Source organism: Thalassolituus sp. (assembly GCF_984348125.1).
In genome coordinates this window covers 26,990-53,981 of sequence record NZ_CFHJLR010000022.1, presented here as the reverse complement: position 1 = coordinate 53,981, position 26,992 = coordinate 26,990, and the positions used below count along the sequence as shown (strand labels likewise).

The following is a 26,992-nucleotide window of genomic DNA, read 5'->3' as shown; positions in this document are numbered from 1 at the left end:
GAAAATTATTCAAGGGCGTGTGCCTGAAGTGTCCACGAAAGTGGTAGCAGATCACCCGGTAATTTGCGGCGTTAGCCGCCAAGGAGAGAAAAGTGAACAATTTGGACTTTCATAAACAAGCGTTTAACAATGTCGGCTGGTTTATACCTCCATATGTTCAGCTAGGATTTCTTGACAATATCGCAAAACAAATTAATGACAACAATGTGTGCGAAAGCACACTTACCCATTATCTTGAGCAAATTTATTCCCCTGAAAATTTGTCAGCCATGGTTTCGGAGCGTTACCACGCGGTTCCATATATCAATGAGTATCATGAAATTATCGCTGAGTCTGTAGAGGCTCATTTTCTCGGTCTTAATCACATTGCTGTTTCAGGTTTAATGCCCGTGATTGAGGGTGCAGGAAGAAAGCTAGCAGATAGTCGCTCGGTTACGGTAACAAGCATAAAGAGTGTTTTTCAAAATTTAGCTATTGATTGCAAGGATGATGTAACGACCAATAATGTCGGTGCCGTAGGTGAAACTGTCTCAATGATGGATGCCTTCATTGAATTCACAGATAATCATCTTTATATCAATTCGAACAATTATTCTCTGAGTGACAATACCAATAGGCATGGAATTCTTCATGGTGCATTCGCAGATGCTGATTATGGTGAACCCTTGAATTTTTATAAATCAATTGGAGCAATTGATTTTCTTTGCTTTGTATCTGCATTGCGTGCCCCAGTTTCTTGTTTTGCTCCATCACCAACAGAACAGTCTCAATCATTGGCAGCATACTATCGGTTATGTATTCAGCTAGGACAAAAGAAACCAGAAGCGGCTAACAAGTCAAGTCAGCAGGACGCCAGAGAATCTGGCGCCTCTGCTTGAGGCGTTAATTGGTCGGATTTTCCATGAAAAGTATACGTCTCGCGAGTGAGGCAGAAGCCTCTTGATCTGCTCGGAACAATTCCTAACTTCTTTCAATCATTCTTAAATTCTGCTTTCACACCCTCCACCTGAACATCCCTCCCTTATTGCTGTCGACCATCTACGGCATTATTTAACGCGCCAGGTTTATCGATTGGTTAAACATAGGAGGTTATATGAGTAACTCTGAGTCTGAAGATCAACTGACGTTGCGTATCGGTCAGGAGAGGTTGGTTATTCAGCGTAGATACGAAGTGATCAGCATCGCTAATGATTTTGTGATTGCTCTTTGGTTTTTGGTGGGCAGTATATTGTTCCTGTTCCCTCAATTTGAGCATGCGGCGATCTGGTTGTTTATTCTCGGGAGTTTTCAGTTTCTGATTCGTCCGTCGATCAGGCTGGTCAGGCATATTCATCTCAGGAAAGAACCTCGGGACGGCTGGGATTGCTGAAAGTAGAGGGAATGCCTCCAGAAATATCGGTGAGAGTTCGGGTGAAAAGCAACGAGTCTCCGCTTAAAGACTCTCCACTTAGAGACTCTCCGCTTAATAGTGTTTAGGATTGAGCTACTGTATCAGGAACACTTTAAATGGACATCTGTGAAACTCTGGGTATTGATATCCCGATTATTCAGGCCCCAATGGCGGGCGTTCAGAATTGGGAGCTGGCTCTCGCTGTTTCAGAAGCGGGCGGACTGGGTTCTATCCCGTGCGGTATGTTGTCGGCCGACCAGATCGTGTCTGAGGTAGAGAATTTTACAGCGCGCTCCACGAAACCTTACAACCTGAATTTCTTTTGTCATGAGATGCCGGGCGTTGATGAGTCTGCGCTAAGTGCCTGGAAGAAGACCCTGGCTACCTACTATGACGAGTTTGACGTGTCGCCACCAGAAGGTATGTCAGGCCTTCGTTTGCCGTTTGACGATAAAGTTGCGGATGCCCTTGAGAGCTTTAAGCCGCCTGTTGTCAGTTTTCATTTTGGTCTTCCGTCGCCTGAGTTGCTTGATCGAGTGAAATCCTGGGGTTCGGTCGTTCTCTCTACTGCAACAACGATTGAAGAGGGTGTCTGGCTTCAGGCGAATGGCGCCGATGTTGTTATCGCTCAGGGAGTTGAAGCTGGCGGTCACCGTGGGATGTTTCTTACCGACGATGCTGACTCTCAGTTGCCCTTGGCAGAGTTGCTCTCGGGGCTCGTCGCTGAATTGTCTATCCCTGTGATTGCTGCCGGTGGTATTGCCTCTTCCGCTGATGTGAAGGCGCTTTTAGGTCAGGGGGCTGCAGCGGTTCAGGTTGGTACGTCTTATTTGCTTTGCTACGAAGCAAAGACCAGTGCGCTGCATCGTGCTGCGATTATGGATGAAAGCTCGGTCACGGCACTGACTAATGTGTTCTCAGGACGTCTCGCTCGTGGAATTAAAAACCGGGTGATGAATGACCTTGATTGTGTTTTTTCGGGAGTTCCTGAGTTTCCATACGCTTCAGTAGCGTTAGGCCCATTGCGCACCGCGGCGGAGGGTGTCGGTCGCTCGGACTTTACGCCTTTGTGGTCGGGTACGGAGAGAAGCGGTTGTCGTGAAGTTTCTGCAAAAGAGTTAACCCACATGCTGTGGCCCGCCTGATTGGCTTGGGCCTAGTTGGGTTGGTGTGGGTTGGGTTGGTGTGGGTTGGGCTGGCATGACCGAGGTTGTCACTACTAGCTCATAGGAAAGCTGCGAACCTATTTCGCACCTTGCTGTCGACATAGTGACCACATAATGCCGATATAGTGGCCATTAAACAGAAACTCTTAAGCAGGGCAATGATGGATTATGCGTCTCTTTAATTTCTTTCTTATAGGTCTGTCTGTTCTCCTGGCAGGCTTCTCTTCAATTGGATCCGCTGCGCCTTCGGTTCAGGTCGTCTATCGCGGGCTTGATAGCCCTTGGGGAATGGCTGAGGTTGCGCCGGGTAAATTGCTGGTCTCTGAGAAGGGGGGTAACTTCGTTCTTGTTGATGTGCAGTCTGGGGATGCACGTGACATCGCTGGCGCACCCAAGGTCGTCGCGAATGGTCAGGGTGGTCTTCTCGATGTGGCTGTTCCGCGTAGTTATAAAGCCGGTGGTTGGATCTATTTTACTTACAGTGCCCCTGTTCAGGGTGAGGCTGCAACCGCTCTGGCGCGAGCAAAGTTGAATCTGAAGGGCGGGATGTTGACTGACCGTCAGACTCTGTTGGTGACGACCTCAGTATCGGACACCTCCCGCCATTTTGGCAGCCGTATTGCGTTTGATGACGATCATGTGTTTTTTACTGTCGGTGATCGCGGTGTCCGTGAAAATGGTCAGGATCTCAGAACACACGCTGGCGCAGTGATCCGGTTGAAGCGCGATGGTTCTGTACCTGAGGATAATCCGTTTGTTGAGTCAGAGCAGGGGCTGGATGAAATCTGGTCGTATGGGCATCGCAATGCTCAAGGCATTACTTTTGATGCAGAGGGGCGTCTGTGGGTTATCGAGCATGGCCCTCGGGGTGGTGATGAGCTGAATCTGATTGCTAAAGGCGAGAATTATGGCTGGCCTGTGGTTTCTCAGGGTAAGGAATACTGGGGGCCTTTTGATGTTGGTGTTAAGGAAAAGGATGGGATGCAGCCAGCGGCGAAAGTTTACGTGCCGTCGATTGCGCCGGGGAGTCTGATCTCAGTCAGAAGCGACAAGTACGGCTGGAAAGGTGATTTGTTGTCTGGGGCGCTCAAGCTGACGCATCTGAATAGAATTGTTATGAAGGACGGTAAGCCTGTAGATGAAGAGCGCTACTTTGAAGAGCGTGGTCAGAGGCTGCGTGCGTTGCTTGAAGACAGCGAAGGTGTCATCTTTATTGCTACGGATGCGGGTGAGTTGTGGCGTCTCGACTAACAAAAAATAGGATAAGCCAAGGAAGGAGCTCTCGATCGTGGGAAACCAGTGCCTGATATGTGATTGTTTTGTTGCTCCTGCTCTTTCCGTAGATCGGGACGTTGTCTGTGCTGATGTTCAATGTCGGAGATTGCATGATCAGCGTTTAACAATGGCCCCGAATCTTTATGCACCGTACCTGGCATTTCAGAAATCTCTTATCCGGGAGCGAAGGTCTGCAGCGGCTGCGAATAGAGCGAAAGTTGCTCGTATCATCAGTGATGAGGATGAGGAAGGCCGTCTGGCATTGCAGGAATACGTCACGGCTAGCGGCCGGAGTAAAGATATCGACCTGATAACTTTGCCGTCGGTGCCTCAGCATACAGTCCCGTTAAGCGAGGAACGAAGGAAGAAATACATCAGGCACCTTGAAACTGAAATGGCAGAGGCAGTAGGGTGTGAAGATGTTTCTGAACTACCCCATGATCAGCACTACACTCTGATTGATCGCCGGATCGCTCAGGATGCCTTTCTGGCAGAGAACCCGGAGTTGGCAAGGCGGTCGGATGTTTTTTGTGAGATCTGTCGTGGCGGCTGCTGTATGAAGGGCGGCGATAGCGCTTATGTCTCTGCTGTTATGTTAAGGCGTCAGTTGGACGCTGACCCTGAATTAACTCCTGAGAGTTTATTGTCGGCTTATATTGGTAGCATCCCTGAGGCCGCTATTGATGGTGGTTGCATTAATCAAGGTGAAGCCGGGTGCGGATTGCCGCGTGATATGCGTTCGGATGTCTGCAATCACTTTCTGTGTGAGCCTGTCCGGGATTATCAGGCTAAGTCCGCAGAAACAAATCCTATTTCTGATGTTTTTGTAGTTCAGCGCAGTAATCACCAGTGGAATCGTTTTGCATCAGAGTCTGCAAATGCTCTTGTTGCGTGTTATCTGGTGGACGATGTGGGCTATCACGAAGTGAGCAATGCGCACGAAACTCTGATCGGAGAGCAGGATGTTAGTCGTCGTGAAAAAGGATAAGTGGAGCGACGTAAAAAAGGGCGCTTAAGCGCCCTTTTTTGATGTGTAACTTCTATTGCGATTACTGGTCGTGCAGTTCTTCGCAAGCGAATAGGGTGTTCTCAAGCAGTTTGGCGCGAGTCATTGGGCCAACGCCGCCGGGAACAGGGGTGATGTGTGATGCGCGCTGTGCCGCTGCATCGAAATCAACGTCGCCAACCAGTTTGCCGCTGTCCAGGCGGTTGATGCCTACGTCGATGACGATAGCGCCGTCTTTCACCCATTCACCTTTAACGATGCCAGGCTTACCGACGGCTACAACGACGATGTCTGCCTGTCTTACGTGGCCTTCAAGGTCTTTTGTGAAGCGATGGCATGTAGTCACTGTGCAGCCTTTCAGCAGAAGCTCAAGGCCCATGGGGCGACCGACAATGTTCGATGCGCCTACGATGACTGCATGCATGCCGGTAATGTCCTGGCCGGTGCCGTCAAGAAGATCGACCACGCCTGCAGGTGTGCATGGTCGCAGCAGAGGCATGCGCTGAGCCAGACGTCCAACGTTGAAAGGGTGGAAGCCATCGACGTCTTTGGTTGGATCAATACGCTCAAGAATTTCGTCAGATTTAAGACCTTCCGGCAGCGGCAGCTGAACCAGAATGCCGTCGACGTCGTTGTCGTTGTTGAGTTGGTCAATAAGATCGAGCAATTCCTGCTGACTGGTTGTTGCCGGGAGGTCGAATGCTTTGCTGTTTATGCCTACCTGCTCGCAGTCTTTGCGCTTGTGCGATACGTAGACCTGAGATGCTGGGTCGGTACCAACCAGAATGACGGCGAGGCCGGGAGCACGCTTGCCTTGCTCAAGGCGTGCATCAACACGCTCTTTAATGGATTCGCGCATGGCTTTGGCGGTGGCGTTGCCGTCAATCAGTTGTGCGGTCATTGAGTATCAACCCTAACAGTAAGCTGTAAAACGCGCGATTTTCTCATGCCCGGGCCGTAAAACAAAGGGGGCGGGGCGGACTTTCATCAGTCTGGTGAGAAATTAACCGAAGCATTTGTTTTTAAACATTTTTTTGAAAAACCCGTTGACGGGAATCTAAGCCATCTATAATATGCGCATCCACTTGAGGGGCACAGCCTTTTAAGTTGTTAGATCGGGGTATAGCGCAGTCTGGTAGCGCGCCTGGTTTGGGACCAGGATGTCGGGAGTTCGAATCTCTCTACCCCGACCATTTAATCTCTCGGATTAGATGGACATGCGCCCGTAGCTCAACTGGATAGAGCATCGGCCTTCTAAGCCGAGGGTTGCAGGTTCAAGCCCTGCCGGGTGCGCCATTTTAATGGCAGCTCAGCAGTCTATGTGGTGGCCGTAGCTCAGTTGGTAGAGTCCAGGATTGTGATTCCTGTTGTCGCGGGTTCGATCCCCGTCGGCCACCCCACTTTCTCCCCCTTGTCTTGATAGTTTTATAGCCCTTTCGGGCCTATCTTCGTTCCTCTATTTCTGGTGGTTTTAACGTATTGCTCCTTGAGCTATAATCCGCGACCTTTATTTATTGACGGTTGGCCGGAGGCTCGCCGTTCCCACGAAAACTGATATGAGAGGCATCTATGCAAGTGTCCATTGAGACAACCTCTGGTCTTGAACGTTGCATGACCGTTGGTGTACCCGCTGCGGAAGTAGAAGCGCAAGAAGTTGTAGAGTTAAAGCGCATCGCACAAAGCCAGAAAAACCAGAAAACTCCTGGCTTCCGTACTGGTAAGCCTCTGCCTCCGAAGGTTCTGAAGCAGCGTTTCGGTAAGCAGGCTCGCCTGGAAGCTGTTTACAACCAGATGCAGCAGACTTTCTTTAAGGCGGTTCAGGAGCAGGAAATCAAGCTGGCAGGTATGCCTAAGTTTGAGCCTACTGTTGATGAAGCAGGAAAAGATCTTGAGTTCAAAGCAGTCTTCGAAGTGTACCCAGAGATCGCTTTGGCTGGCTTCGACAGCATCAAAATCGAGAAGCGCAGCGCTGAAGTTACTGATGCTGACCTCGACACTATGCTTGAAAACCTGCAGAAGCAGCAGGCTAAGTGGAACGAAAGCGAAGAAGCCGCCGCTGATGGCGACCAGGTTGTTGTAGATTTCGAAGGTTTCATCGACGGTGAAGCGTTCGAAGGTGGTCAGGCAAACGACTACAACCTGACTCTGGGTTCTAACTCTATGATCCCAGGTTTTGAAGACGGTCTGGTTGGTAAGAAGGCCGGCGAAGAAACAACACTTGATGTTGCTTTCCCAGCGGATTACCACAAAGAAGATCTTCAGGGTAAACCAGCTCAGTTCAAAGTGACTGTTAAAGCAGTTAAGAAGCCTGAAATGCCAGAGCTGAACGAAGACTTCTTCAAAGGTTTCGGTATCGAAACTGCTGACCTGGAAGAGTTCAAGGTTGAGATTCGTAAGAACATGGAGCGTGAGCTCGGTCGTGCGATCCGCAACCTAACCAAGCAGCAGGTTATTGCTGGTCTGCAGGAAAACAACGAAGTTGAAGTTCCTTCTGCACTGGTTGATCAGGAAATTGATCGTCTGCGTCAGCAAGCTGTTCAGCAGTTTGGTGGTGGTCAGCAGATGGATGCAAGCATGCTTCCGGCTGAACTGTTTAAAGAACAGGCTGAAAAGCGTGTTGTTATCGGCCTGCTGATGAATGCAGCGATCGAATCTGCAGATCTGAAGCCAGACGAAGAGAAAGTTGAAGCGCTGATCGAAGAGATGGCGTCTGCTTATCAGGAGCCAGAACAGGTTCGCGAATACTACAACAGCAACCCGCAGCAGAAAGCTCAGGTTGAAGCTCTGGCTCTTGAAGACCAGGTAGTAGAGAAGGTTCTTGAGTCTGCTCAGGTGAGCGAAGTTGAGTCTAATTATGAGGAAATTGTGCGTCTGGCTAACCAGCCTGCGTAAGAACTTACCATTCAGACCTGACTTTCAGCCAAGACATGGCTAAACTGAAAGACAGCCGCTATCCTTTAAGGATAACGGCTGTTTTTCTTTTTACTCACGTCAGGGAGTGCAGGGTCGAATGTTTGACTCCATGAAGCAACAATCAGAAATTATCGATAACGCTCTGGTACCAATGGTGGTAGAGCAGTCCGCGCGCGGCGAGCGCTCTTACGATATCTACTCACGCCTGCTGAAAGAGCGTGTCATCTTCCTGGTTGGTCAGGTCGAAGACCATATGGCAAACCTGGTCGTAGCCCAGCTGCTGTTCCTTGAGTCTGAGAACCCGGATAAAGATATTCACCTTTACATTAACTCACCGGGTGGCTCGGTCACTGCGGGTATGTCGATCTATGACACCATGCAGTTCATTAAGCCGGATGTGAGCACTATGGTTATTGGTCAGGCGTGCTCAATGGGTGCATTCCTGCTTGCAGCGGGCGCAGAAGGTAAGCGTTACAGCGTACCGAATTCACGCGTGATGATTCACCAGCCAAGTGGTGGTGCTCAGGGTCAGGCGACCGATATTCTTATCCACGCTCAGAACATCCAGGACACGAAAGACCGCCTGAATCGCATTCTTGCGGAACATACGGGCCAACCTCTGGACAAAGTTATTGCGGATACCGAACGCGATAACTTTATGGATGCAGAAGCGGCTAAAGCCTACGGGATTGTCGACGAAGTCCTGACAAAACGGGCATAACGAAATATTCCGCTTTAATTCTCTCCGACGGCTTGAAATTGCCGTCGGAAGCATCCATCTTTGAATAAACAGTAAGTAAGACGACGAGGCAGTCGAATGACCGACGAAACAAAAGGCAAAGGCGACGACGGTAAGCTGCTTTACTGCTCTTTTTGCGGTAAAAGCCAGCATGAAGTCCGTAAGTTGATCGCCGGGCCTTCGGTGTTTATCTGTGACGAATGCGTTGATTTGTGCAACGACATCATTCGTGAGGAAGTACAGGACGCCGAAACAAAAGGGAGCTCAGATCAGTTGCCAACTCCGCAGGAGATCAAGGCGACTCTGGATGAATACGTAATTGGCCAGGATAAGGCGAAGGTGGTGCTGGCAGTTGCCGTGTACAACCACTATAAGCGCCTGCAGCACGATGGTGGCAAGACTGGCGTAGAGCTTTCTAAGAGTAATATTCTCCTGATCGGTCCTACTGGTAGTGGTAAAACGCTGCTGGCTGAAACGCTGGCGCGTCTTTTGAACGTTCCATTTACTATCGCCGATGCAACAACGCTGACTGAAGCGGGTTACGTGGGTGAGGATGTTGAGAATATCATTCAGAAACTGCTGCAGAAGTGTGATTACGATGTCGACAAGGCGCAGCGCGGCATTGTTTATATTGACGAAATCGATAAGATCTCGCGTAAATCTGACAACCCATCCATCACTCGTGACGTATCGGGTGAGGGTGTTCAGCAGGCACTTCTGAAACTGATCGAAGGTACTGTTGCTTCTGTTCCGCCTCAGGGTGGACGTAAGCATCCGCAGCAGGAGTTCCTGCAGGTAGATACGGGCAATATCCTGTTCATCTGTGGTGGTGCTTTTGCCGGACTGGACAATATCATCCGTGACCGCTCTGAGAAGAGTTCCATCGGTTTTTCTGCCACTGTGAAGGGCAAAGAAGACGAGAAGGCGGTTGGTGAAGTTCTGCGCGAAATTGAATCAGGAGATCTGGTTAAGTTCGGTCTGATTCCTGAGTTTATTGGTCGTCTGCCGGTTGTGGCAACGCTGGATGAGCTGGATGAAGACGCGCTTGTACGTATTCTGACCGAACCGAAGAACTCGCTTGTACGTCAGTATCAGCGTCTCTTCGAAATGGAAGACGTTGAGCTCGAGTTCCGTGACACTGCGCTGGACGCCATTGCCAAACTGGCGATGGAAAGAAAGACCGGTGCTCGTGGCTTGCGTTCAATTCTTGAAGCGGCGCTGCTTGATAGTATGTACCGTGTACCGTCAGAAGAGCATGTCGCCAAAGTTGTGGTCGAGGATTCCGTTATCCGCGGCGAAGCCGAACCGCTCATTATTTATGAAAGCAATGATGTTGGTAAAGTCTCACCAGATGACGACTGATCCACACTTTTAGAATTGCGTTACAGAGAAGGGGCCGAATGGCTCCTTTTCTTTTTCTGTCCCCTTGTAATCCTCTGTTGCCATCCCCAATATCAATAGTGTTACAGATACTTTGAACAGGTTGTAAATATGTCACAGCAAAACCTTCCGTTATTGCCTCTCCGTGACGTCGTGGTGTTTCCAGCGATGGTCATTCCTCTGTTTGTCGGACGTGAAAAATCGATCAACGCACTGCAGGAGGCAATGGATGGAGATAAACGCATCATGCTGGCTGCACAGCGCGATGCCGCCGACGATGCACCTGTTCTTGAAGGTATGCACGAGACAGGAACGCTAGCCACCATTCTGCAGCTACTGAAGCTCCCTGACGGTACTGTGAAAGTACTCGTTGAAGGTGATGTCCGTGCTCGACTGGACAATCTGGTCGACGCCGGTGACATGTACCGCGGTGACATCACGGTTGTCGAAGAGGAAGAATTAAGCGAGCGCGAGAATGAAGTGCTGCTCCGTTCATTAACCGGTCATTTCGAACAGTATGTTCAGCTGTCGAAGAAAGTCCCGAGTGAAGTTCTTTCAACTATCTCGAATATCGAAGATGCCAGCCGTCTGGCCGACACCATTGCTGCACACCTCTCCCTGAAGCTGGAAGAGAAGCAGGACGTTCTTGAGGTTCTCAATGCGAAAGATCGTGTCGAGCACTTGATGGAGCTGATGGAGTCCGAGATTGATCTTCTCAAAGTCGAGAAACGGATTCGCGGCCGTGTTAAGAAGCAGATGGAAAAAAGCCAGCGTGAGTATTACCTGAATGAGCAGATGAAAGCCATTCAGAAAGAGCTTGGCGATATGGAAGACGGCTCTAATGAATTTGAAGAGCTGACGAATCGTATTGAAGAGTCAGGCATGAGCAAAGACGCTCGTGAAAAGGCCGATGCTGAGCTGAAGAAGCTGCGCATGATGTCGCCAATGTCTGCAGAAGCGTCTGTGGTTCGCGGTTATCTTGATTGGTTGATCAATATTCCCTGGAAGAAGCGCAGTCGGGTAAACAACGATATCGCTAAAGCCAGCGAGATCCTGGATGCGGATCACTTCGGTCTTGAGGAAGTAAAAGAACGTATTCTTGAGTACCTGGCAGTACAGAGCCGCGTTAAGAAAGTGAAGGGCGCGGTGCTGTGTCTGGTAGGGCCTCCGGGTGTGGGTAAAACGTCACTGGGTAAATCCATTGCCCGTGCGACCAATCGTAAGTTTGTAAGAATGGCGCTCGGTGGCGTGCGTGACGAAGCTGAGATTCGTGGTCATCGTCGTACCTATATCGGCTCTATGCCGGGCAAACTGATCCAGAAAATGTCCAAGGTTGAAGTGAAGAACCCACTTTTCCTGTTGGATGAAATCGACAAAATGGGCATGGATCATCGTGGTGATCCGGCGTCGGCACTTCTTGAGGTGCTTGATCCGGAGCAGAACACTGCATTTGCCGATCATTATCTCGAAGTCGACTACGATCTGTCTGATGTGATGTTTGTCTGTACTTCGAACAGTATGGATATTCCTGGTCCGCTGCTGGATCGTATGGAAGTTATTCGTATCCCGGGCTACACCGAAGACGAGAAAGTAAATATTGCGCGTCGTTATCTGCTGCCTAAGCAGATTAAGCTGAATGGCCTCAAAGACAGTGAAATTGAAGTGTCTGATGATCGTCTGCGCGAGATTATTCGTTACTACACACGTGAGGCGGGTGTGCGTGGCCTTGAACGTGAGGTCGCGAAACTGTGCCGTCGTGTAGTGAAAGCAAATATGCTTGATAAATCGAATGTGCAGCGCGAAATCAGTGAGGAAATGCTTCAGGATTACCTGGGTGTGCGCAAGTTCTCCTACGGGCTGGCGGCTGCCGATAATCAGGTTGGCCAGGTGACTGGTCTGGCGTGGACGTCGGTTGGCGGTGAGCTGCTGACTCTGGAAGGCGCTGCAACGCCGGGTAAAGGGCGTATCGTCAAAACCGGTAAGCTGGGTGAGGTGATGCAGGAGTCTATCCAGGCGGCACTCACGGTCGTTCGCTCGCGTGCTGCGGGTATGGGTATCGCGGAAGACTACTTCGAGAAGCACGATCTGCATATTCACGTACCAGAGGGTGCTACACCGAAGGATGGTCCAAGTGCCGGTATTGGTATGGTAACCGCTCTGGTTTCTGTTATGACGGGTATTCCGGTTCGTGCCGATGTTGCCATGACGGGTGAAATTACCCTGCGCGGTAAAGTGCTAGCGATCGGTGGTCTGAAAGAGAAGCTTCTTGCGGCGCATCGCGGTGGAATTAAGACGGTTGTCATTCCAAAAGAGAATGAAAAAGACCTGAAGGATATCCCGGATAACATTAAAGCCGACTTGCAGGTTCTCCCTGTTGACTGGATTGATGAAGTTCTGGATGTTGCGCTCGAGAGCAAGCCAGAGGATGTAATTGGTGAAATTATGACCACTGACGATGCGAACACGAAAAAAGATGACTCAGGTCGGCCAAGTACACACTAAGGTCGCTTGACGCTCTTGGGGGTAGTTGGTATAAATCAACGCTCTCAAGTTTCTGTAGCGATCATCCAGTCGCACAACAAAACTAAAGATATGGATGCAATAAGGGGATAAGTGTGAACAAGTCTGAACTGATTGATGCTATTGCGGCTTCTGCTGATCTGCCAAAAGCAGCGGCTGGTCGTGCTCTGGATGCCATGATTGAGGCAGTGGGCGGTGCTCTGAAAGAAGGTGACCAGGTTGCTCTGGTTGGCTTTGGTACTTTCCTGGTTAAAGAGCGTGCTGCTCGTACAGGTCGTAACCCGCAGACTGGCGCTCCGATCGAAATCAAAGCGGCTAAAGTACCTGGCTTCAAGCCTGGTAAAGCGCTGAAAGACGCTGTCAACTAAGACACCGTTGTAAGGGTTAGGACCGGTAGTTCAGTTGGTTAGAATACCGGCCTGTCACGCCGGGGGTCGCGGGTTCGAGTCCCGTCCGGTCCGCCAGAATAAAGCGCATCCTTGATGCGCTTTTTTTGTGTATAGTGCTGTTGCTGACGATCAGCTCTCATAATTATTAATGCCGCTTGTCGCGGTAGGCACTAAGTCCGGAATCACCGGGCATTAGGGAGGAAACATGCTACAGACCATGCGTAATAATGCGCAGGGCATCATCGCCAAAATCATCGTAGGTTTTATTATTGTTGTTTTCGCACTTTGGGGTGTTGAAAGTATTGTCAATCTTGGCGGTGGCGAAAAACCCGTAGCGACGGTTGGCGACTATGAGATTAGCCGCGTCGAAGTTCAGCAGAAGGTTGCTGAGCAGAAAAATCAGCTGCGTCGTCAGTTTGGCGATCAGTACGATGAAGGTCTGTTCAATGACAAGTTTCTTGAGCAGTCTGCGGTAGAACAATTGATTAACGAGAAAGTTGCACAGACTCAGGCGGATAAACTCGACCTGTACGCAGCGAAAGGTATCGTTGATCAGATGATCGTAAATACGCCTTCGTTCCAGACGGCGGGCGAGTACGATCCGGAACAATTTAAGCTGGTTCTGCGGATGAATGGTTATTCGGTTGCGCAGTACCGTGCAATGCTGGCTGACAGTGTTCGTCAGAATCAGGTTCGTGCAGCCTTCATGCTGTCGACCATTGAAACTCCATTCGAAATGCAGTTGCGTCAGTCTCTTGAAAATGAACAGCGCACATTCTCTTACGCTTCGGTATCTGCGGATCAGTTTAAAGATTCTGTCGAAGTGCTTGATGACGAAATTACTGCGTATTACGACGAGAATATTCAGCGTTTCATGACTCCAGAGCGTGCGCGCATTCGTTATGTGCTCCTGTCTCGCGACAGTATTGAAAATGCACAGGAAGTCACTGAAGAAGATCTCGAAGTGGCATATCAGGATTACGTTGCTGATATCGAACAGAATGAACAGCGTGAATCTGCGCATATTCTGTTCCTGACCGAAGACCGTTCTGAAAGCGAAGCGCTTGAACTGGCAGAAGCTGCTCGTACGCGCCTCGAGAATGGTGAGTCGTTCGCGACTGTCGCAGCGGATGTATCAGAAGATGGCGGTTCGGCTGACATGGGTGGCTCGCTGGGTGTTAACCCTCGTGGTGCGTTTGACCCAGCATTCGACGATGCTCTTTATGCGCTCGAAGAAGGCGAAGTGTCTGAGCCAGTCGTGACTGAATTCGGTGTTCACATTATTAAGGCTGTATCCGTTCAGTCTGCAGATGTTCCCGCGATGGCTGACGTTCGTGATGAACTGGTCGATATCGTAAAAGCTGAGAAGGCAGGCTTCCTGTTCGCTGAGCGTAGCCAGGAACTCGCTAATTCAGCGTTCTCGGCTGAAACGATTGAAGAGCTGGCAGCAAGTTCAGGCCTCGAGGTTCAGACCAGTGATTATTTTACCCAGACAAGTGGTCAGGGTGTTGCTGATTCAGATCAGGTTCGCCGGGCAGCCTTTGAAGATAACATGAAGCTTGATCGTGAGCTGAGTGACCTTGTCGATATGGAAGCAGGCTCTATGGTGTTCGTTGTTGATGATTATCAGGATGCTCAGCCTAAGCCACTCGATGAAGTTCGTGGTCAGGTTGTTGCTGCTCTGACCAGCCAGAAAGCGCTTGAGGCTGCTTCTGAGAAGGCTCAAGCTATTCTCGCAGGTGAGGCAGATGCTGACTGGAGTGAGGTGACGACCACACTGCGTCAATCAACAGATGCGCCTCGTGTTGCACAGCAGAAGGCCTTTGCACTGGCTGAAGGCGAGTCAGATGTAGTGTCTTCACCTGCTGGGTATACAGTGGTCAAACTGACGTCTGTTGATCGTAAGTCATGGGAAGATATGGCGTTAACGGATGAGCTTAAAACCTCTGTTCGCAATCAGTCTGCCCGTGACGATATGGTGAGCTACCAGGCATGGTCAAAAGCTAATACTGAGATTTCCCAGTAAGGTAATTCAGTAGTTAGTCCGAACAATAAAAAAGGCAGCCGTGGGCTGCCTTTTTTATTGGTTAGTCGGGTCACTGCCCCAAAAACGATTTATTAATCGTCCATCTCTTCCAGACTCATGGCACAGGTGTTAAACCCACCGTCGACATAGATATTCTGTGCCGTTACACCTGATGCCATGTCGGAACACAAAAATACCGCGGTATTTGCGACTTCCGCAGCCGTGATGTTTCGTTTGAGTGGAGCACGCTCTGCGTTTTTCTTGAGCATTTTTCGGAAGCTCTTAATGCCGGACGCAGCCAGCGTTTTTATAGGCCCGGCAGAAATTGAATTGACGCGGATACCATCAGGTCCGGTTGAGCCTGCGAGGTAGCGCACAGACGCTTCGAGCGAGGCCTTAGCGAGCCCCATGACGTTATAGTTTGGCAGTGTCTGCTGAGAGCCGTGATACGTCAGCGTGAGCATGGCTCCGTTCCGGCCTTCCATCATTGGTTTTGCGTGCTTTGCCAGTGCCACGAAGCTGTAGGAGCTGATGTCGTGTGCCACCCGGAAACCTTCTCGGCTGGTGACGTCGAGATAATCGCCATTGAGTTCCTCAGCTGGAGCAAACCCTACGGAGTGGATGAGGATATCTATGCCGTCCCATGTTTCTTTAAGCGAATCAAACACGCCCTGAATGTCGTCATCTGATGATACGTCACAGGGGAAGCACAGATCTGAATTCCAGTCTGCAGCCATTTTTTTAACACGTTCGCCGAGCTTGTCACCCTGATACGTAAACGCCAGCTCGGCACCTTCTCTGTGAAATGCCTCTGCAATGGCATAGGCGATTGAATGTTTGCTGGCCACGCCAACAATAAGGGCTTTCTTGCCACTGAGTAGACCCACACTAGGCTCCTGTTATTCTGGTTGTGTCGTGTTGTTGGTTGCGGGGTAGCGTATTACCACGGGCTCTTCATCCTCGTCCCGGTCAGGCCTGCCAAGAACGCGCGCTCTCTGTCGCCGGTCTAGCCCGATGTAGCCACCCTGATAGATGTCTGTCGGTGAGAGGAGGTCACCTTTTTCTTCTCCCGGCTCCGGGAGTGTCACCCAGGGCCAGCATGCGTATTGATAATAGGGAATGTCGTATAGAGCGGCAATATGGAGGTTGCTGTCATTCGACGAAAGATAACGTAGTACTTCTGCATGGTTTGCGATCTTGCTTTGCGGAAGGGCGATTATTGCCGCCTCATAAAACCCGGTTCGTACCCGGGATTTGAATATCCGTGATGGCACTTGAGAGTATTCAGCCTGGCTGGCCCAGTTCAGTGTTGGTGCGGGGCTGAAAATAACATCGGCAACCAGGCCTTCGGACTTCTCACCATCAACTGCGCTGAATACTTGCTCCTTCAGAAGAGTAAAGCGATCTTGATCCAGGCTGCCAGAAGCAATCAGTAAAACGCTGAGTGGGTTCTCGGCTTCACTGATAATGTGAGTAATGTTTTTGATTTCAAGCAGTGTCTTCAGCCACTCATCGGCGCTGTCGGATATTGATGTCGTGCTGATGCAGTCAACCTGGCCTTGTATGAATTGATCGAACCTCTCCGCTGAAGCTTTATGAAAGACTATTTTCCGTATTCTGAATCGATCACTCAGTGCAGGTACATTGTCTCCCCACCAGTCAGGGTTTCTCTCCAGACTCATGGTGGTGCCATTCAGATCGGTAGGGAGGTAAGGGCCGTTTACTGGTGGACGTGCATCAGCGGCCATGCCCGCGGCGTGCCCGGGCATGATTCGTAATCCAAATAATGCTTCGGGTGCTCTGTCATACTTTTGTGAGTAGTGGAGAGCGAAGTGTTCGGCATCGTATTGCGTAATCCCCGTCAAAGACTGATTAATCAGCTGACGTTGATAGGGTGTCCCGGACGTTAGCTCTGACAAGTAGAAAAGAGTGTATATAGCGTCTTTTGTTGTGACGGGTATGCCATCGCTCCAGGTTGCCCCTGGATGGATGCGGAAAATGATTTTGTGGTTGTCTGGCTCGTCACGCCAGCTTGCTGCCAGAAGCGGTGGCCGGAGACCATCCGTCCCCGGCTTTCCTGCCAGAGGAACATAAAGATCGTCCAGGAGGTCGTCTGATGGTGTTGACGGCAGGCGCTTCCAGTTTTTTGGGAGCGTAGTGGTGAGGGTGGTGAACGCACCTGCTATCTTGACGGCTGACTCTGATTCTATGACATCGACGACAGGTAGCTCTGGTAGCGTTCTGGCATCTTCAACAAATACATCGAGGGCGAAGGACATTGAGGCGCTCAGGGTCAGCCAGAGCGCCAGTGCAGCGAGGTAGGGTTTAGCGAATGACATCTACATACAAAGTCAGATTCTGGCCGGGCTTCAGATAACGGCCCCCCAGTTTGCTTGAGTTCCAGCGCTTGATGTCGGACACCGTGACATTGAAGCGGGAACCGATGGTGCTCAGGTTGTCACCGCTGCGCACTTTGTAATACACCTTACGCACTTCCTCTCGCTGACCGTCAGACTCCGTGGTCCAGATGGTCAGCTTCTGACCGACTCTGAGTGGGTCGCCAGGCGCCATGCCATTCCAACGACTCAGTTTATTGACCGAGGTGTCGTACATGCGAGCAATCTTCCAGAAGCTGTCGCCATTCTTAACGCGGTAATCTACGCGCTGTGAGCGGTTTGCCGTTTGACCTGCATTCTGCTTGCGGGTCAGGCGCTCACTCAGGCTCAAACCATATTCGCCGCCGGCTTTTAGTGCAGAAGGAATAAGAAGCTGCTGACCCGCGTAGATGGTGTCTGACTTCAACTGATTGGCGCTGCGGACAACTTCCGCCGTGATGTTATGTTTCCGGGCAATAGTGATCAGGCTGTCGCCGGAGCGGACCACGTAACGTTGCCATTTCAGTCTCGAGTTCTCATCCAGGTTGGCGAGGTTCTCTCGATAGATAAACTCCTGCGTCGCAGGAATCAGGACTTCGTGAGGGCCGTCAGGATGAGTTGCCCAGCGATTAAATTGTGGATTCAGGCGATAGATCTCATCGAGGTCGGTGTCTGCAAGTTCGGCGACCTGTGACAGGTCAATCTGACCACCTGTTGGCACGATAGCGAAGTAGGGAGCATCTTCAATATCTCTCCAGGCGATGTCGTAATCTTCCCTATGCTTCAACAGGTAGGAAATAGCGACGAGCTTAGGCACATAAGCACGGGTCTCTTTAGGAAGATCCAGACTCCAGAAATCGGTATCCAGCCCTTTGCGTTTGTTCTTTCTGATGGCTTTTCTTACGGTGCCTGCACCAGAGTTGTAACTGGCAAGCGCGAGCATCCAGTCGCCATCGAAGCGACCTGCAAGGTATTCGAGGTAATTGAGGGCCGCGTTGGTAGCGCTGCGAATGTCGCGGCGACCGTCATGCCACCAGTCCTGATGGAGCCCGTAGGCGCGACCTGTCGACGGTATAAACTGCCACACGCCTGAAGCACGGCCATGACTGTAGGCGAAGGGGTCGAAGGCACTCTCGACAACCGGGAGCAAAGCCAGTTCGCCCGGAATCTCGCGACGTTCAACTTCGCTTGCGATGTAGTGAAGATAGCGGCGCGCACGATCAGATACCTGTTCCAGGTGTCGTGGGTGTCTGATGTACCAGTCCATGTGACGTTTTACGCGCGAGTTTGATGTATCGAGCTCAAGTCCGAAATTACGAACAACATGATCCCAGGAAGTTGCTGGCGCCAGAGGCTCCGTAAACTCTTCTTCGGGAACTGGTTCGGCCTGGAGGGTTGGTGCGGTGTCGCTGACTGGCTGACCTGGCGCGATGCCTGCGATATTGTCTTCTGAGGCAGGCTCGGTTTTAGGGGCGATGGAACTGCACGCTGACAGGACTGCCGTCAGCAGGCATACTTGCAATAACTTCATACAACTGGTGTCTGACTACGTTTTCCTGTCAGTCTATCAGCATAATCCATGCCCGCAAGGCGAACAGTGTCAAATGAAACACGGCCACAGAATAAAAACTCAGGTTCAGAAGCGATGGTTGAGTCGCAAGGATACACAAAGACTGATGGCGCTGGAGGGCTCGTGGCTTGAGGAAAGAGTCTCCCACTTAAGAGGACGTCATCTTCTTTACGCCGGCGTAGATTCAGACCCTAAGTTCCTGAGTCGTAGTCGGGCGGATCATACCTTTCGCGTGGGTTTGCCCTGGCAGAGAGGCCTGGTTGATTGTCAGGCTCAGATCGATAATACGCGCTGGCCGTTCCCTGATGAAGCGCTTGATGTCGTGGTTCTTCAGCATGCGCTCGATATGACAAACCGGCCACACCAGTTGGTGCGGGAGGCCACTCGCTCGCTTGTTTCGGGCGGTTATCTGGTTGTTGTTGGATTTAATCCCTACAGCACCTGGGGTGGTGTTCGGTGGCTGCGAACCATGTCGACAGAATTGCCCTGGGTGTCAAACCCTGTCGCACCATTACGCTTGTCAGACTGGCTGATGCTACTGGACTTCCGGGTTGAAAATATCACTACCGCTGCGCATTTATGGCCTGTAAAAATTGGATCTGAAGCTATGAGCCGCCGGGTTGATCGTGTTCTGGCAGGCAATCGGATTGTCGCCGGAAATATATACCTTCTGGTGGCACGGAAAACCGTAGCAGGCATGACAACTATACGTTCAGGGCGTAAAGTGCGGCGCGAACCGAAACTGGGCTTCGCGATTCCTGCGACCAGAAAGCCTGTATCCAGAACCAGAGGATCACTGTAAGACATGAAAGTAGAGCTGTTCACCGATGGTGCGTGTAAAGGTAACCCGGGCCCGGGAGGCTGGGGCGCATTGTTAAAATACGGCGAAAACGAAAAAGAGCTGTGGGGCGGCGAAAACAATACGACGAACAATCGTATGGAGCTCATGGCTGCAATCGAGGGCCTGAAGGCTTTGACCCGCCCTTGTCAGGTTGTTCTGACAACAGACTCAAAGTACGTAAAACAAGGCATTAATCAGTGGTTGGCTGGTTGGAAAAAAAACGGTTGGAAGACGGCATCAAAACAACCGGTGAAAAATAAAGATTTGTGGCAAGCTCTCGATAAGGAGTGCTCGCGCCATGAGGTTGAGTGGCACTGGGTAAAAGGGCATGCCGGCCATGATGGTAATGAACGTGCGGATCAACTGGCAAATCGTGGTGCAGCAGAGGCAGTTAAATGAGACAGGTAGTACTTGATACAGAAACCACCGGTATTGGCGATGGTCACAGAATCATAGAAATCGGCTGTGTTGAGGTTATTAAACGCAAGCTGACCGGACGGCATTATCACGTTTATATCAACCCTGAGCGGCCTATTGATGAAGAAGCAGCAGAGGTCCATGGCATTACCAACGAGTGGCTGATTGAACAGGGCGCGCCTGTATTCAGTCAGGTCGTTGATGATTTCCGCACGTTTATTGATGGCGCTCAGCTCGTTATTCACAACGCGCCGTTTGACGTCGGTATGATGGATGCGGAATTCTCGCGCTTGAATATGACGCCAACACGCGATTTCTGTGGCATCCTTGATACGCTTGTGATGGCCCGCCAGATGCACCCGGGTGCACGTGCCAGCCTCGATGCCTTGTGTAAACGCTATGGTATTGATAACTCGCACCGTGAACTCCACGGCGCTTTGCTCGATGCCGAAATTCTGGCCGATGTTTATCTGATGATGACCGGCGGCCAGACGGATCTCGCCCTTGGGGAGGACGAATCAGATTCGGGGGTTGTCGAGCTTGATCTGGGCGACATCAAAGTCGATGCAGCGGCATTGAAAGTAGTAAAGGCCACTACAGAGGAAGCAGCCGCCCACGAGGCGTTTCTGGACTTGATAGACAAGAAAAGTGAAGGGGCGCTGTGGCGTCGCTCTTAATAATAAAAAACTGAATGGCGAAACTGCGAAGGCGAGCACGGATTTATCAACCAGACAGGTTATGTTGAACTATGCCGTTTCTACGGGATATCGGTGCGTCTGTCTGCCAGTTGATGAAAACACCCATCACTCCGGTAGAATCCGCCAGAGCGACTATTCAGTAATAAATAACCCGGCGGCTTTATTGGTCGGACAGGAAGACAATAAAAATGGCAGATTTACCTAGCGCAGAAGTTTCAAATCAGTTCGCATCGTCGTTACACGTGGTGCGCAAAGAGATTGAAAACGCGCTGGACCATGCGGCGGTTCAGCTGGATACCTACAGTACCGATGACAGTGAAGAGACCATCCGTACTTTTCTGGAAGAAATTCGTCAGCTTCGCGGCACTTTTAAGATGCTCGACTTCCGTGCGGGTGAGCGCTTGTGTGAGGAGCTTACCGAAACCATCCGCCGATCACTCAATTCAGGTGTCAGTGAAGGCCTTCTTGATGCGTCCACTCAGGCTGTGGTGTACCTGAAACGATACATAGAATTTGTGATTACAGGTCAGGATGTTGCTCCATCGCTGTTGATACCTACCATCAATCTCGTGAGACGTGAGCGAGCAGAAAAAGGCTTGCCTGAAGGGTATTTCTTTCTGAATAACCTGCGCCCGAAGCTGGACCAGCCGAAGGCCGCTGCGAATCGTGCAGTCGCTTATCGTCGTGTGCGGCAGATGCTTCAACTGGGCTTGCTGGGACTAATTCGTGGCTCCGGCAAACGTGGCCCCTTACAGGTGCTCGTCAGGGCTGTTGAACGTCTTGAGCTGGCGGCCAGAGGATCTCACAGCTGGATATTCTGGGAAGTTGTTTCTGGAGCGCTGGATGCTTTGCAGCAGGATGAATTCGACGTCACACCACAGCGTATCTCTCTGGTTGGTCAGTTGGATCGTCAGGTCCGTAAACTTCAGGCAACTGAAGGTGCAGCATTCAACGAGCAGCCATCTGACGCTTTGCTGAAAGAGTTCCTGTACCTGGTTGCGTTGGCTCAGCCTGAGTCTGACCGTCTGAAACTGCTGCATAGCAGTTTCCAGTTGGCGGATCATGTTCGCGAACGGGAGTTGAGGGTCACCCGTAACGATCTTAGTGGTCCGGACCAGTCTGCGCTGGTGTCCTTCGCACGCGCTCTGCAGGACGAAATTGAAGCATTAAAAGACATCATTGATCGCAGTCAGCGCAACCCCGAACTTGCTGTCGAAGACTCTGAGTTGATCGAGCGGCTGGAGCGTATCTCAGATACCCTGATCATGGTCGATATGAATCCGACGGCCGAGCTCGCTGACGGAGTAATCCGTCAGATACGGTCGGGACAGGCGGATATTGAAGGGCTGGCTGACGACATTATCCGTATAGAACAGGATGTTCAGGCAATTGTTCAGTCTAACAGCCTGAAAGGCTCCCAGGTTATTGATCCCGTGACGCTTAAAGAGGCGAATATCGCTGTGGTCGCTGAGTCGGTAACTGCGCTGGTCATGGTGAAGAGAGCCGTGGCTTCATACGTTGATAGCGGAGATAAACTGCACGTGAAGAATGTAGGCAAGAGCCTGCGGGACGTAAGTGGTGCAGTTATTTTTCTGGGTAAGGCCGATTTACGCGCGATGCTGCTTGAGCTGGAGGAGTTCGTCGAGCATCAGGTGATGGACTCAAGAGTGGCACCTTCGTCTCAGGATATGGATGCCTTTGCTGACGCAGTAACTGCAGTTGAGTACTATCTGGACACGTATGATTCTCCAGCCTCTGGCGGCAGTGATGCATTACGCATGGCTGAAGAGAGTATGGTGCAGTTGAGAGCCGGTCATGTTGCAAACTAGTCTTACACTAATCAGCAGTGGCGCAATTCTAATTGCGGTCGTTGTGGCACTCTTTCTCTGGGCCGGCAAAGGCTGGTTCAGGCAGTGGCTCCGAGGAACTACAGGAATGATCCTTATTGCTGGGGCTATCTGGTTAGGGTTGGTCGTGTGGGATCTGGCCAGCTATCGATCCGCCATTCAGGAACGGCCTCTGGCGTCGGTAAGCATTTATGAAATCGAGCCACAGGTATTTGATCTGACATTGGTTGACTCTGAAGGCGAAGAAGAGCGCTTCGTTGTAAAAGGCGATCAATGGCAGCTCGATGTACGTATGCTGGTATGGACTGGCCCATTACTGGCACTGGGCAAGGAACCTTTGTATCGGTTTGATCGCTTGTCAGGGCGTTATCTGAGTCTTGAGCAGGAACGTAGTGCACCTAGAACGGTTTATGGGTTTGGTGGTTCCGAAGGCTTTGATGTCTGGAGCTGGTTACGCAACTACGATCTGTGGCTGGATGCAGATTTTGGCAGCGCAGTCTATATGCCTATGGAGAATGGTGCTGTGTTCAGTGTTGTCCGGACCACGAAAGGACTGGTCGCTCGGCCGGTGAATGACGTTGCGGAGAGCGCCATCGCCGGGCAGTGGTAAAACACAAGTACAAAAAAAGCGGCCATCGGCCGCTTTTATCGTATCTGTCGATATTAAGCAGGGAACAGTTCACCCAGCTTAGTCGCCAGCATCATGTCGCCTTCGACTTTCAGCTGACCAGACATGAATGCCATCATGCCGTCCAGATCACCATTAACGATACCCTGCAGGGTCTCGCTGTTCATGATCAGAGTTACGTTTGGATCACCCGCTTCACCCTGAACAACTTCGCAGGCGCCGTCTTTAACGATCAGGTGGTAGTTGTCCGCGTCTTCGATGTTGAACTGGAAAACCAGATCCAGGCCTTCAGCGGCAGCTGGGTTGAATTTAGCGTTCATTTCATTGATGAATTCAGCAGCAGATGACATATCAATATCCTTCGGTTACTTACGTGTTGTTCTACGGCGGCGGAAGTACTGCCGTTGATTCGTGCCCGTTCAGGCCTGTCGACACTCTAAGTGGCCCTCTGTAGGGTGTCAACGAAATTCGAACGATTGTTTGAATTTCAGACTGCGGTTACTTCTCTTACCTGACAGAGCTTGCGGCACGCCCGGTTTTCGTTATGCTGGCTCTTCCCAAATACAGGATTAAAGGATATCTGAGTGGAGTTTATTGCAGATTACGGCAGCTTTCTCTTGAAGACAGTTACACTCGTCGTGGCCATTCTGGTGGTCGTCGGTGGAATGATCGCACTAGGTAGCCGACAGAAAAAGTCGGGCTCCGAGGGTGAACTGAAAATTCGTAAGCTGAACGAGCAGCTGGAAGACTATAAAGAGCAGCTCGAAAATGAGATCAATACAGAAGCTACTCTGAAACAGCTGGAAAAAGACCGGAAGAAAGAAGACAAGGCAAAACAGAAGGCAGAGAAGAAAGCAGCCTCTGCTGGGGCGGATGCTTCCAAAGAAACAAAACGTGTGTACGTCATCGATTTTGATGGTGACATCAAAGCATCTGATGTTGATCTTATGCGCCGTGAAATTACGGCCATCCTGACCATGGCCACTAAGGATGACGAAGTCGTTATCCGCCTCGAAAGCGGCGGTGGTATGGTGCACTCCTACGGCCTTGCTGCATCGCAATTAAAGCGCATCCGTGACAAAGGTATCCAGCTCACTGTATGCATCGATAAAGTCGCCGCAAGCGGTGGCTACATGATGGCCTGCCTTGCAGACCGGGTGGTTGCTGCTCCGTTTGCAATTGTTGGTTCTATTGGCGTTGTGGCCCAGCTCCCGAACTTCAATAAGCTTCTCAAAAAGAACGATGTAGATTTCGAAATGTTCACTGCGGGTGAATATAAGCGCACAGTAACCATGTTCGGTGAAAATACTGATAAAGCGCGAGAGAAATTTCAGTCTGATCTGAACGATACTCACGTTCTTTTCAAGCAGCACGTGAAACAGTTCCGCCCTCGTGTTGACATTGATGCGGTTGCTACCGGAGATATCTGGTACGGCCAGCAGGCACTCGACCAAAAGCTGATAGACGAAGTGGGAACAAGTGATGATTATCTTGTCTCAGCATGCGAACGCGCGGATGTGTATACGGTCGCGTATGAGTACCGTCGGTCATTCCAGGAGCGTATGGGCTTTGCTGCTCAGGCAGGCTTTGAGCGTGCCGTGACGCGAGTCCTGACTGCCGTTCAGAATCAGATGCAGACAAAAGGGTAATACGATGAGTTTTCTAGCATATCGGGTAGAGGAAGCGGATAAGAAATTCGAGGCTTCGTGGGTTGAGCAGGAAGATGCCGACTTGCCGGAGGGGGACGTCCTTATCGAGGTTGCCTACTCCTCGGTGAACTACAAAGATGCACTTTCAGCGAGTGGTAATCGTGGCGTCACAAAAGCCTATCCGCACACACCGGGTATTGATGCCGCAGGTACTGTTCTTGAAAGCAGTGATAGCGCGTTCTCGAAGGGTGACGAGGTTGTCGTATTCGGTTACGACCTGGGCATGAATACAAACGGCGGTTATGGCCAGCATATTCGTGTGCCTGCCGCATGGGTGCTGAAGAAACCTGAGGGTATTTCAGCGTCAGAGGCGATGGCGTGGGGTACCGCTGGCTTTACTGCGGCTCTGAGCGTACAAAAACTTGAACGCGCAGGTATCTCGCCAGATCGCGGCCCTGTATTGGTTACGGGTGCGACAGGCGGCGTTGGTTCTGTGGCTGTCTCTCTGCTGTCTAAACTCGGCTACAGTGTTGTTGCTCTTTCAGGTAAAGCAGATAAAAACGACTGGCTTGGATCTCTTGGTGCAAAACGCATCGTAAGCCGCGATGACTTGCTGTCACTGAAAGGTAAAGCGATGGCGAAGCCTGTTTATCAGGCGGCTGTTGATACCGTCGGTGGGGATATGGTGTCAGCCATACTGCCGCAGCTGATGCCTGAGGGCGCTGTGACTACTTGCGGTATGATTGCTGGCGTCAAGGTTGAAGCGAGTGTGTTCCCGTTTATTCTGCGTGGCGTCAGTCTTCTCGGTGTGGATTCGGTTGAGATTCCACGAGCGGACAAGCAAGCGGTACTGGATAAGGCTGCAGGCGATTGGAAACTGGAAAGCCTTGAAAGCATGACCACTGAGATCGGCCGGAAAGAACTTCCTGATGTTCTCTCCCGGATCATCAAAGGGGAAGGCGTCGGTCGTTACCGCGTCAACCTCAATAAAGACTGAGTCAGTCACGCCTCAACTTGTCGCTGATGGCGATAGGGTTGGGGTAGTTAAAAACGACGATATAGCTGGACAGGACGAATGTGATAATCGCTGTTGCCTGAACCAGAAGGGATGCGCGCTCTGTCAGGAGTGCGCTCTCAATTGCCACGAATACTACCAACAGTGAAAACTCACTGATTTGCCCCAGCCGGAATCCAACATCCCAGGCTAGCTTCGGTGTTTCACTGAAACGCCCGAGAAGCACCCGGAACGTCAATGGTTTCAGCGTCAGAACAGCCCCCGCCAGTAACACTGCGCCAACCAGCACCTCCTCCAGCATTCCAAGATTGACGCCCGCACCCAGTGTGAAAAAGAACATGACCAGAAAGAAGTCTCTCAGTGGCTTAAGGCTGATCGCCATAAACTGAGCGATAGGGCTGGTTGCCAGAGTCACCCCGGCAATGAATGCACCTATCTCCTCGGAAAGTCCGATCACAGCAGCGGCCTCGGCAACAGCCAGACACCAGCCGATGGCCATAATGAACAGGTATTCCTGATAGCGATCGAAGCGTTGAATGAGCGGAAGAAGAATTAGCTTCACGATCAGGTAACAGGCTACCGCGAGTACAGGCAGGGCCAGAAACGGCTGCCAGACAGGCTGGTCGGATTCACCGCTCAGCACGCCAAGTAGTATGAGAGTCAGGATAGCGATCATATCCTGAATCAGGAGAAGACCGACCATGAGTTCACCACTGTGTTTGTGGTGGAGAACCGTCGTGGGCAGGAGTTTTAAACCAATGATGGTGCTCGAAAACATAAGCGCCAGGCCAACGATGATGGCATCCATAAATCCGTAGCCAAGCAGGTGTGTGACGCCGGCCCCTAGGCCAAAGAACAGCAACGAGCTGAGTAGTGCAACGGACATCGCTTTCTTCAGTACCGCAAACAGCGAAGAAGGCTGCATATCCAGCCCGAGGAGAAAGAGAAGAAATATAATCCCGATATGAGCCATGTCTGTGAGCTCATCTGGGTGCTCAATCCAGCCCATGCCATACGGGCCTGCAATGGCACCGAGTGCTATGTAGGCGACGAGTATGGGTTGGCGTGTGTAGAGTGCGAAAGTCGCGAGAACGAGTGCACCGGCAAAAATAAGAAAGAAAGAAAAAACGATATCCTGTGGCATAACT

24 protein-coding genes and 4 tRNA genes are annotated in these 26,992 nt (G+C 51.0%); 22 read left to right on the top strand and 6 right to left on the bottom strand.

What is annotated here, in order from left to right:
- Nucleotides 1-92: 92 nt before the first annotated feature.
- From AC5E51_RS13940 to AC5E51_RS13920, 5 genes are all read left to right on the top strand, one after another.
- Nucleotides 93-878, top strand: a complete 786-nt coding sequence (locus tag AC5E51_RS13940) for a hypothetical protein (RefSeq protein ID WP_491778714.1) — start codon at nt 93-95, stop codon at nt 876-878.
- A gap of 215 nt (nt 879-1,093) precedes the next feature.
- Nucleotides 1,094-1,369, top strand: coding sequence for a YrhK family protein (locus AC5E51_RS13935; protein ID WP_076517835.1), 276 nt, complete (start codon nt 1,094-1,096; stop codon nt 1,367-1,369).
- A gap of 137 nt (nt 1,370-1,506) precedes the next feature.
- Entirely contained in the window at nt 1,507-2,535 is a 1,029-nt protein-coding gene (locus AC5E51_RS13930; RefSeq protein ID WP_491778713.1) for an NAD(P)H-dependent flavin oxidoreductase, read from the top strand.
- Nucleotides 2,536-2,724: 189 nt separating this feature from the next.
- Nucleotides 2,725-3,807 (top strand): PQQ-dependent sugar dehydrogenase, encoded by a 1,083-nt coding sequence (locus tag AC5E51_RS13925; protein ID WP_491778712.1) that lies wholly within the window; start codon nt 2,725-2,727, stop codon nt 3,805-3,807.
- Nucleotides 3,808-3,958: 151 nt separating this feature from the next.
- The gene (locus tag AC5E51_RS13920; protein WP_491778711.1) at nt 3,959-4,819 is read left to right on the top strand and encodes a hypothetical protein; all 861 of its coding nucleotides are present in this window, start codon (nt 3,959-3,961) and stop codon (nt 4,817-4,819) included.
- A 61-nt stretch (nt 4,820-4,880) separates the two neighbouring features.
- Here AC5E51_RS13920 and folD read toward each other — a convergent pair whose 3' ends face one another.
- A complete protein-coding gene (folD, locus tag AC5E51_RS13915; RefSeq protein WP_488046528.1) occupies nt 4,881-5,738 on the bottom strand; it encodes a bifunctional methylenetetrahydrofolate dehydrogenase/methenyltetrahydrofolate cyclohydrolase FolD in 858 nt (285 codons plus the stop codon).
- Nucleotides 5,739-5,953: 215 nt separating this feature from the next.
- On the opposite strand from folD, the gene AC5E51_RS13910 reads away from it, so the two are divergent.
- The 10 genes from AC5E51_RS13910 to AC5E51_RS13865 all read left to right on the top strand — a co-directional run bounded on the left by AC5E51_RS13910 (nt 5,954) and on the right by AC5E51_RS13865 (nt 14,804).
- A tRNA-Pro gene (locus AC5E51_RS13910) sits at nt 5,954-6,030 on the top strand.
- A 26-nt stretch (nt 6,031-6,056) separates the two neighbouring features.
- Nucleotides 6,057-6,133: transfer RNA gene (locus AC5E51_RS13905), tRNA-Arg, on the top strand.
- A 28-nt stretch (nt 6,134-6,161) separates the two neighbouring features.
- Nucleotides 6,162-6,237, top strand: a tRNA-His gene (locus AC5E51_RS13900).
- A gap of 169 nt (nt 6,238-6,406) precedes the next feature.
- Nucleotides 6,407-7,729, top strand: a complete 1,323-nt coding sequence (gene tig, locus AC5E51_RS13895) for a trigger factor (RefSeq protein ID WP_491778710.1) — start codon at nt 6,407-6,409, stop codon at nt 7,727-7,729.
- 118 nt (nt 7,730-7,847) lie between these two features.
- A complete protein-coding gene (gene clpP / locus AC5E51_RS13890; protein WP_068444339.1) occupies nt 7,848-8,471 on the top strand; it encodes an ATP-dependent Clp endopeptidase proteolytic subunit ClpP in 624 nt (207 codons plus the stop codon).
- 96 nt (nt 8,472-8,567) lie between these two features.
- On the top strand, nt 8,568-9,851 hold the full coding sequence (gene clpX / locus AC5E51_RS13885; RefSeq protein ID WP_068444342.1) for an ATP-dependent Clp protease ATP-binding subunit ClpX: 1,284 nt from the start codon (nt 8,568-8,570) through the stop codon (nt 9,849-9,851).
- Between the two features lie 129 nt (nt 9,852-9,980).
- Nucleotides 9,981-12,371: an endopeptidase La gene (gene lon / locus AC5E51_RS13880; RefSeq protein ID WP_068443500.1), complete on the top strand. Its 2,391-nt coding sequence runs from the start codon at nt 9,981-9,983 to the stop codon at nt 12,369-12,371.
- 113 nt (nt 12,372-12,484) lie between these two features.
- A complete protein-coding gene (locus AC5E51_RS13875) occupies nt 12,485-12,757 on the top strand; it encodes an HU family DNA-binding protein (RefSeq protein WP_068443502.1) in 273 nt (90 codons plus the stop codon).
- Nucleotides 12,758-12,776: 19 nt separating this feature from the next.
- Nucleotides 12,777-12,853, top strand: a tRNA-Asp gene (locus tag AC5E51_RS13870).
- 130 nt (nt 12,854-12,983) lie between these two features.
- Nucleotides 12,984-14,804 carry a SurA N-terminal domain-containing protein gene (locus AC5E51_RS13865; protein ID WP_491778709.1) on the top strand — a complete coding sequence of 607 codons (1,821 nt, stop codon included), beginning with the start codon at nt 12,984-12,986 and terminating at the stop codon, nt 14,802-14,804.
- A gap of 92 nt (nt 14,805-14,896) precedes the next feature.
- On the opposite strand, the gene AC5E51_RS13860 is transcribed toward AC5E51_RS13865, so the two are convergent.
- Genes AC5E51_RS13860 through AC5E51_RS13850 form a run of 3 tightly spaced genes read right to left on the bottom strand, consistent with a single transcriptional unit; the run spans nt 14,897 to nt 18,710 of the window.
- On the bottom strand, nt 14,897-15,691 hold the full coding sequence (locus AC5E51_RS13860; RefSeq protein ID WP_076517817.1) for an enoyl-ACP reductase FabI: 795 nt from the start codon (nt 15,689-15,691) through the stop codon (nt 14,897-14,899).
- Between the two features lie 12 nt (nt 15,692-15,703).
- Nucleotides 15,704-17,143 carry an ABC transporter substrate-binding protein gene (locus AC5E51_RS13855; RefSeq protein ID WP_297532631.1) on the bottom strand — a complete coding sequence of 480 codons (1,440 nt, stop codon included), beginning with the start codon at nt 17,141-17,143 and terminating at the stop codon, nt 15,704-15,706.
- Complete coding sequence (locus tag AC5E51_RS13850) at nt 17,130-18,710, bottom strand: lytic transglycosylase (protein ID WP_491778708.1); 1,581 nt, start codon at nt 18,708-18,710, stop codon at nt 17,130-17,132. The genes AC5E51_RS13855 and AC5E51_RS13850 overlap by 14 nt, the downstream gene beginning before the upstream one ends.
- Nucleotides 18,711-18,783: 73 nt before the next feature.
- On the opposite strand from AC5E51_RS13850, the gene AC5E51_RS13845 reads away from it, so the two are divergent.
- The 5 genes from AC5E51_RS13845 to AC5E51_RS13825 all read left to right on the top strand — a co-directional run bounded on the left by AC5E51_RS13845 (nt 18,784) and on the right by AC5E51_RS13825 (nt 23,162).
- Nucleotides 18,784-19,551 carry a methyltransferase domain-containing protein gene (locus AC5E51_RS13845; RefSeq protein WP_297532635.1) on the top strand — a complete coding sequence of 256 codons (768 nt, stop codon included), beginning with the start codon at nt 18,784-18,786 and terminating at the stop codon, nt 19,549-19,551.
- Nucleotides 19,552-19,554: 3 nt separating this feature from the next.
- Entirely contained in the window at nt 19,555-19,989 is a 435-nt protein-coding gene (rnhA, locus tag AC5E51_RS13840) for a ribonuclease HI (protein WP_068443516.1), read from the top strand.
- Nucleotides 19,986-20,684, top strand: a complete 699-nt coding sequence (gene dnaQ / locus AC5E51_RS13835) for a DNA polymerase III subunit epsilon (protein ID WP_068443519.1) — start codon at nt 19,986-19,988, stop codon at nt 20,682-20,684. The genes rnhA and dnaQ overlap by 4 nt, the downstream gene beginning before the upstream one ends.
- A gap of 209 nt (nt 20,685-20,893) precedes the next feature.
- A complete protein-coding gene (locus AC5E51_RS13830; RefSeq protein ID WP_068443522.1) occupies nt 20,894-22,534 on the top strand; it encodes a FimL-related protein in 1,641 nt (546 codons plus the stop codon).
- Nucleotides 22,535-22,640: 106 nt separating this feature from the next.
- Nucleotides 22,641-23,162 (top strand): cation/multidrug efflux pump, encoded by a 522-nt coding sequence (locus AC5E51_RS13825; RefSeq protein ID WP_139325875.1) that lies wholly within the window; start codon nt 22,641-22,643, stop codon nt 23,160-23,162.
- 53 nt (nt 23,163-23,215) lie between these two features.
- Here the strand turns inward: AC5E51_RS13825 and AC5E51_RS13820 are convergent, their stop codons facing one another.
- The gene (locus AC5E51_RS13820) at nt 23,216-23,530 is read right to left on the bottom strand and encodes an SCP2 sterol-binding domain-containing protein (RefSeq protein ID WP_068443527.1); all 315 of its coding nucleotides are present in this window, start codon (nt 23,528-23,530) and stop codon (nt 23,216-23,218) included.
- Nucleotides 23,531-23,764: 234 nt separating this feature from the next.
- Here AC5E51_RS13820 and sohB point away from each other — a divergent pair, with 234 nt between their 5' ends.
- A complete protein-coding gene (gene sohB / locus AC5E51_RS13815; RefSeq protein ID WP_068443529.1) occupies nt 23,765-24,829 on the top strand; it encodes a protease SohB in 1,065 nt (354 codons plus the stop codon).
- A 4-nt stretch (nt 24,830-24,833) separates the two neighbouring features.
- Nucleotides 24,834-25,826: a YhdH/YhfP family quinone oxidoreductase gene (locus AC5E51_RS13810; RefSeq protein WP_068443532.1), complete on the top strand. Its 993-nt coding sequence runs from the start codon at nt 24,834-24,836 to the stop codon at nt 25,824-25,826.
- 1 nt (nt 25,827) lies between these two features.
- Here AC5E51_RS13810 and AC5E51_RS13805 read toward each other — a convergent pair whose 3' ends face one another.
- Nucleotides 25,828-26,988, bottom strand: a complete 1,161-nt coding sequence (locus tag AC5E51_RS13805; RefSeq protein WP_068443534.1) for a cation:proton antiporter domain-containing protein — start codon at nt 26,986-26,988, stop codon at nt 25,828-25,830.
- Nucleotides 26,989-26,992: the final 4 nt, after the last annotated feature.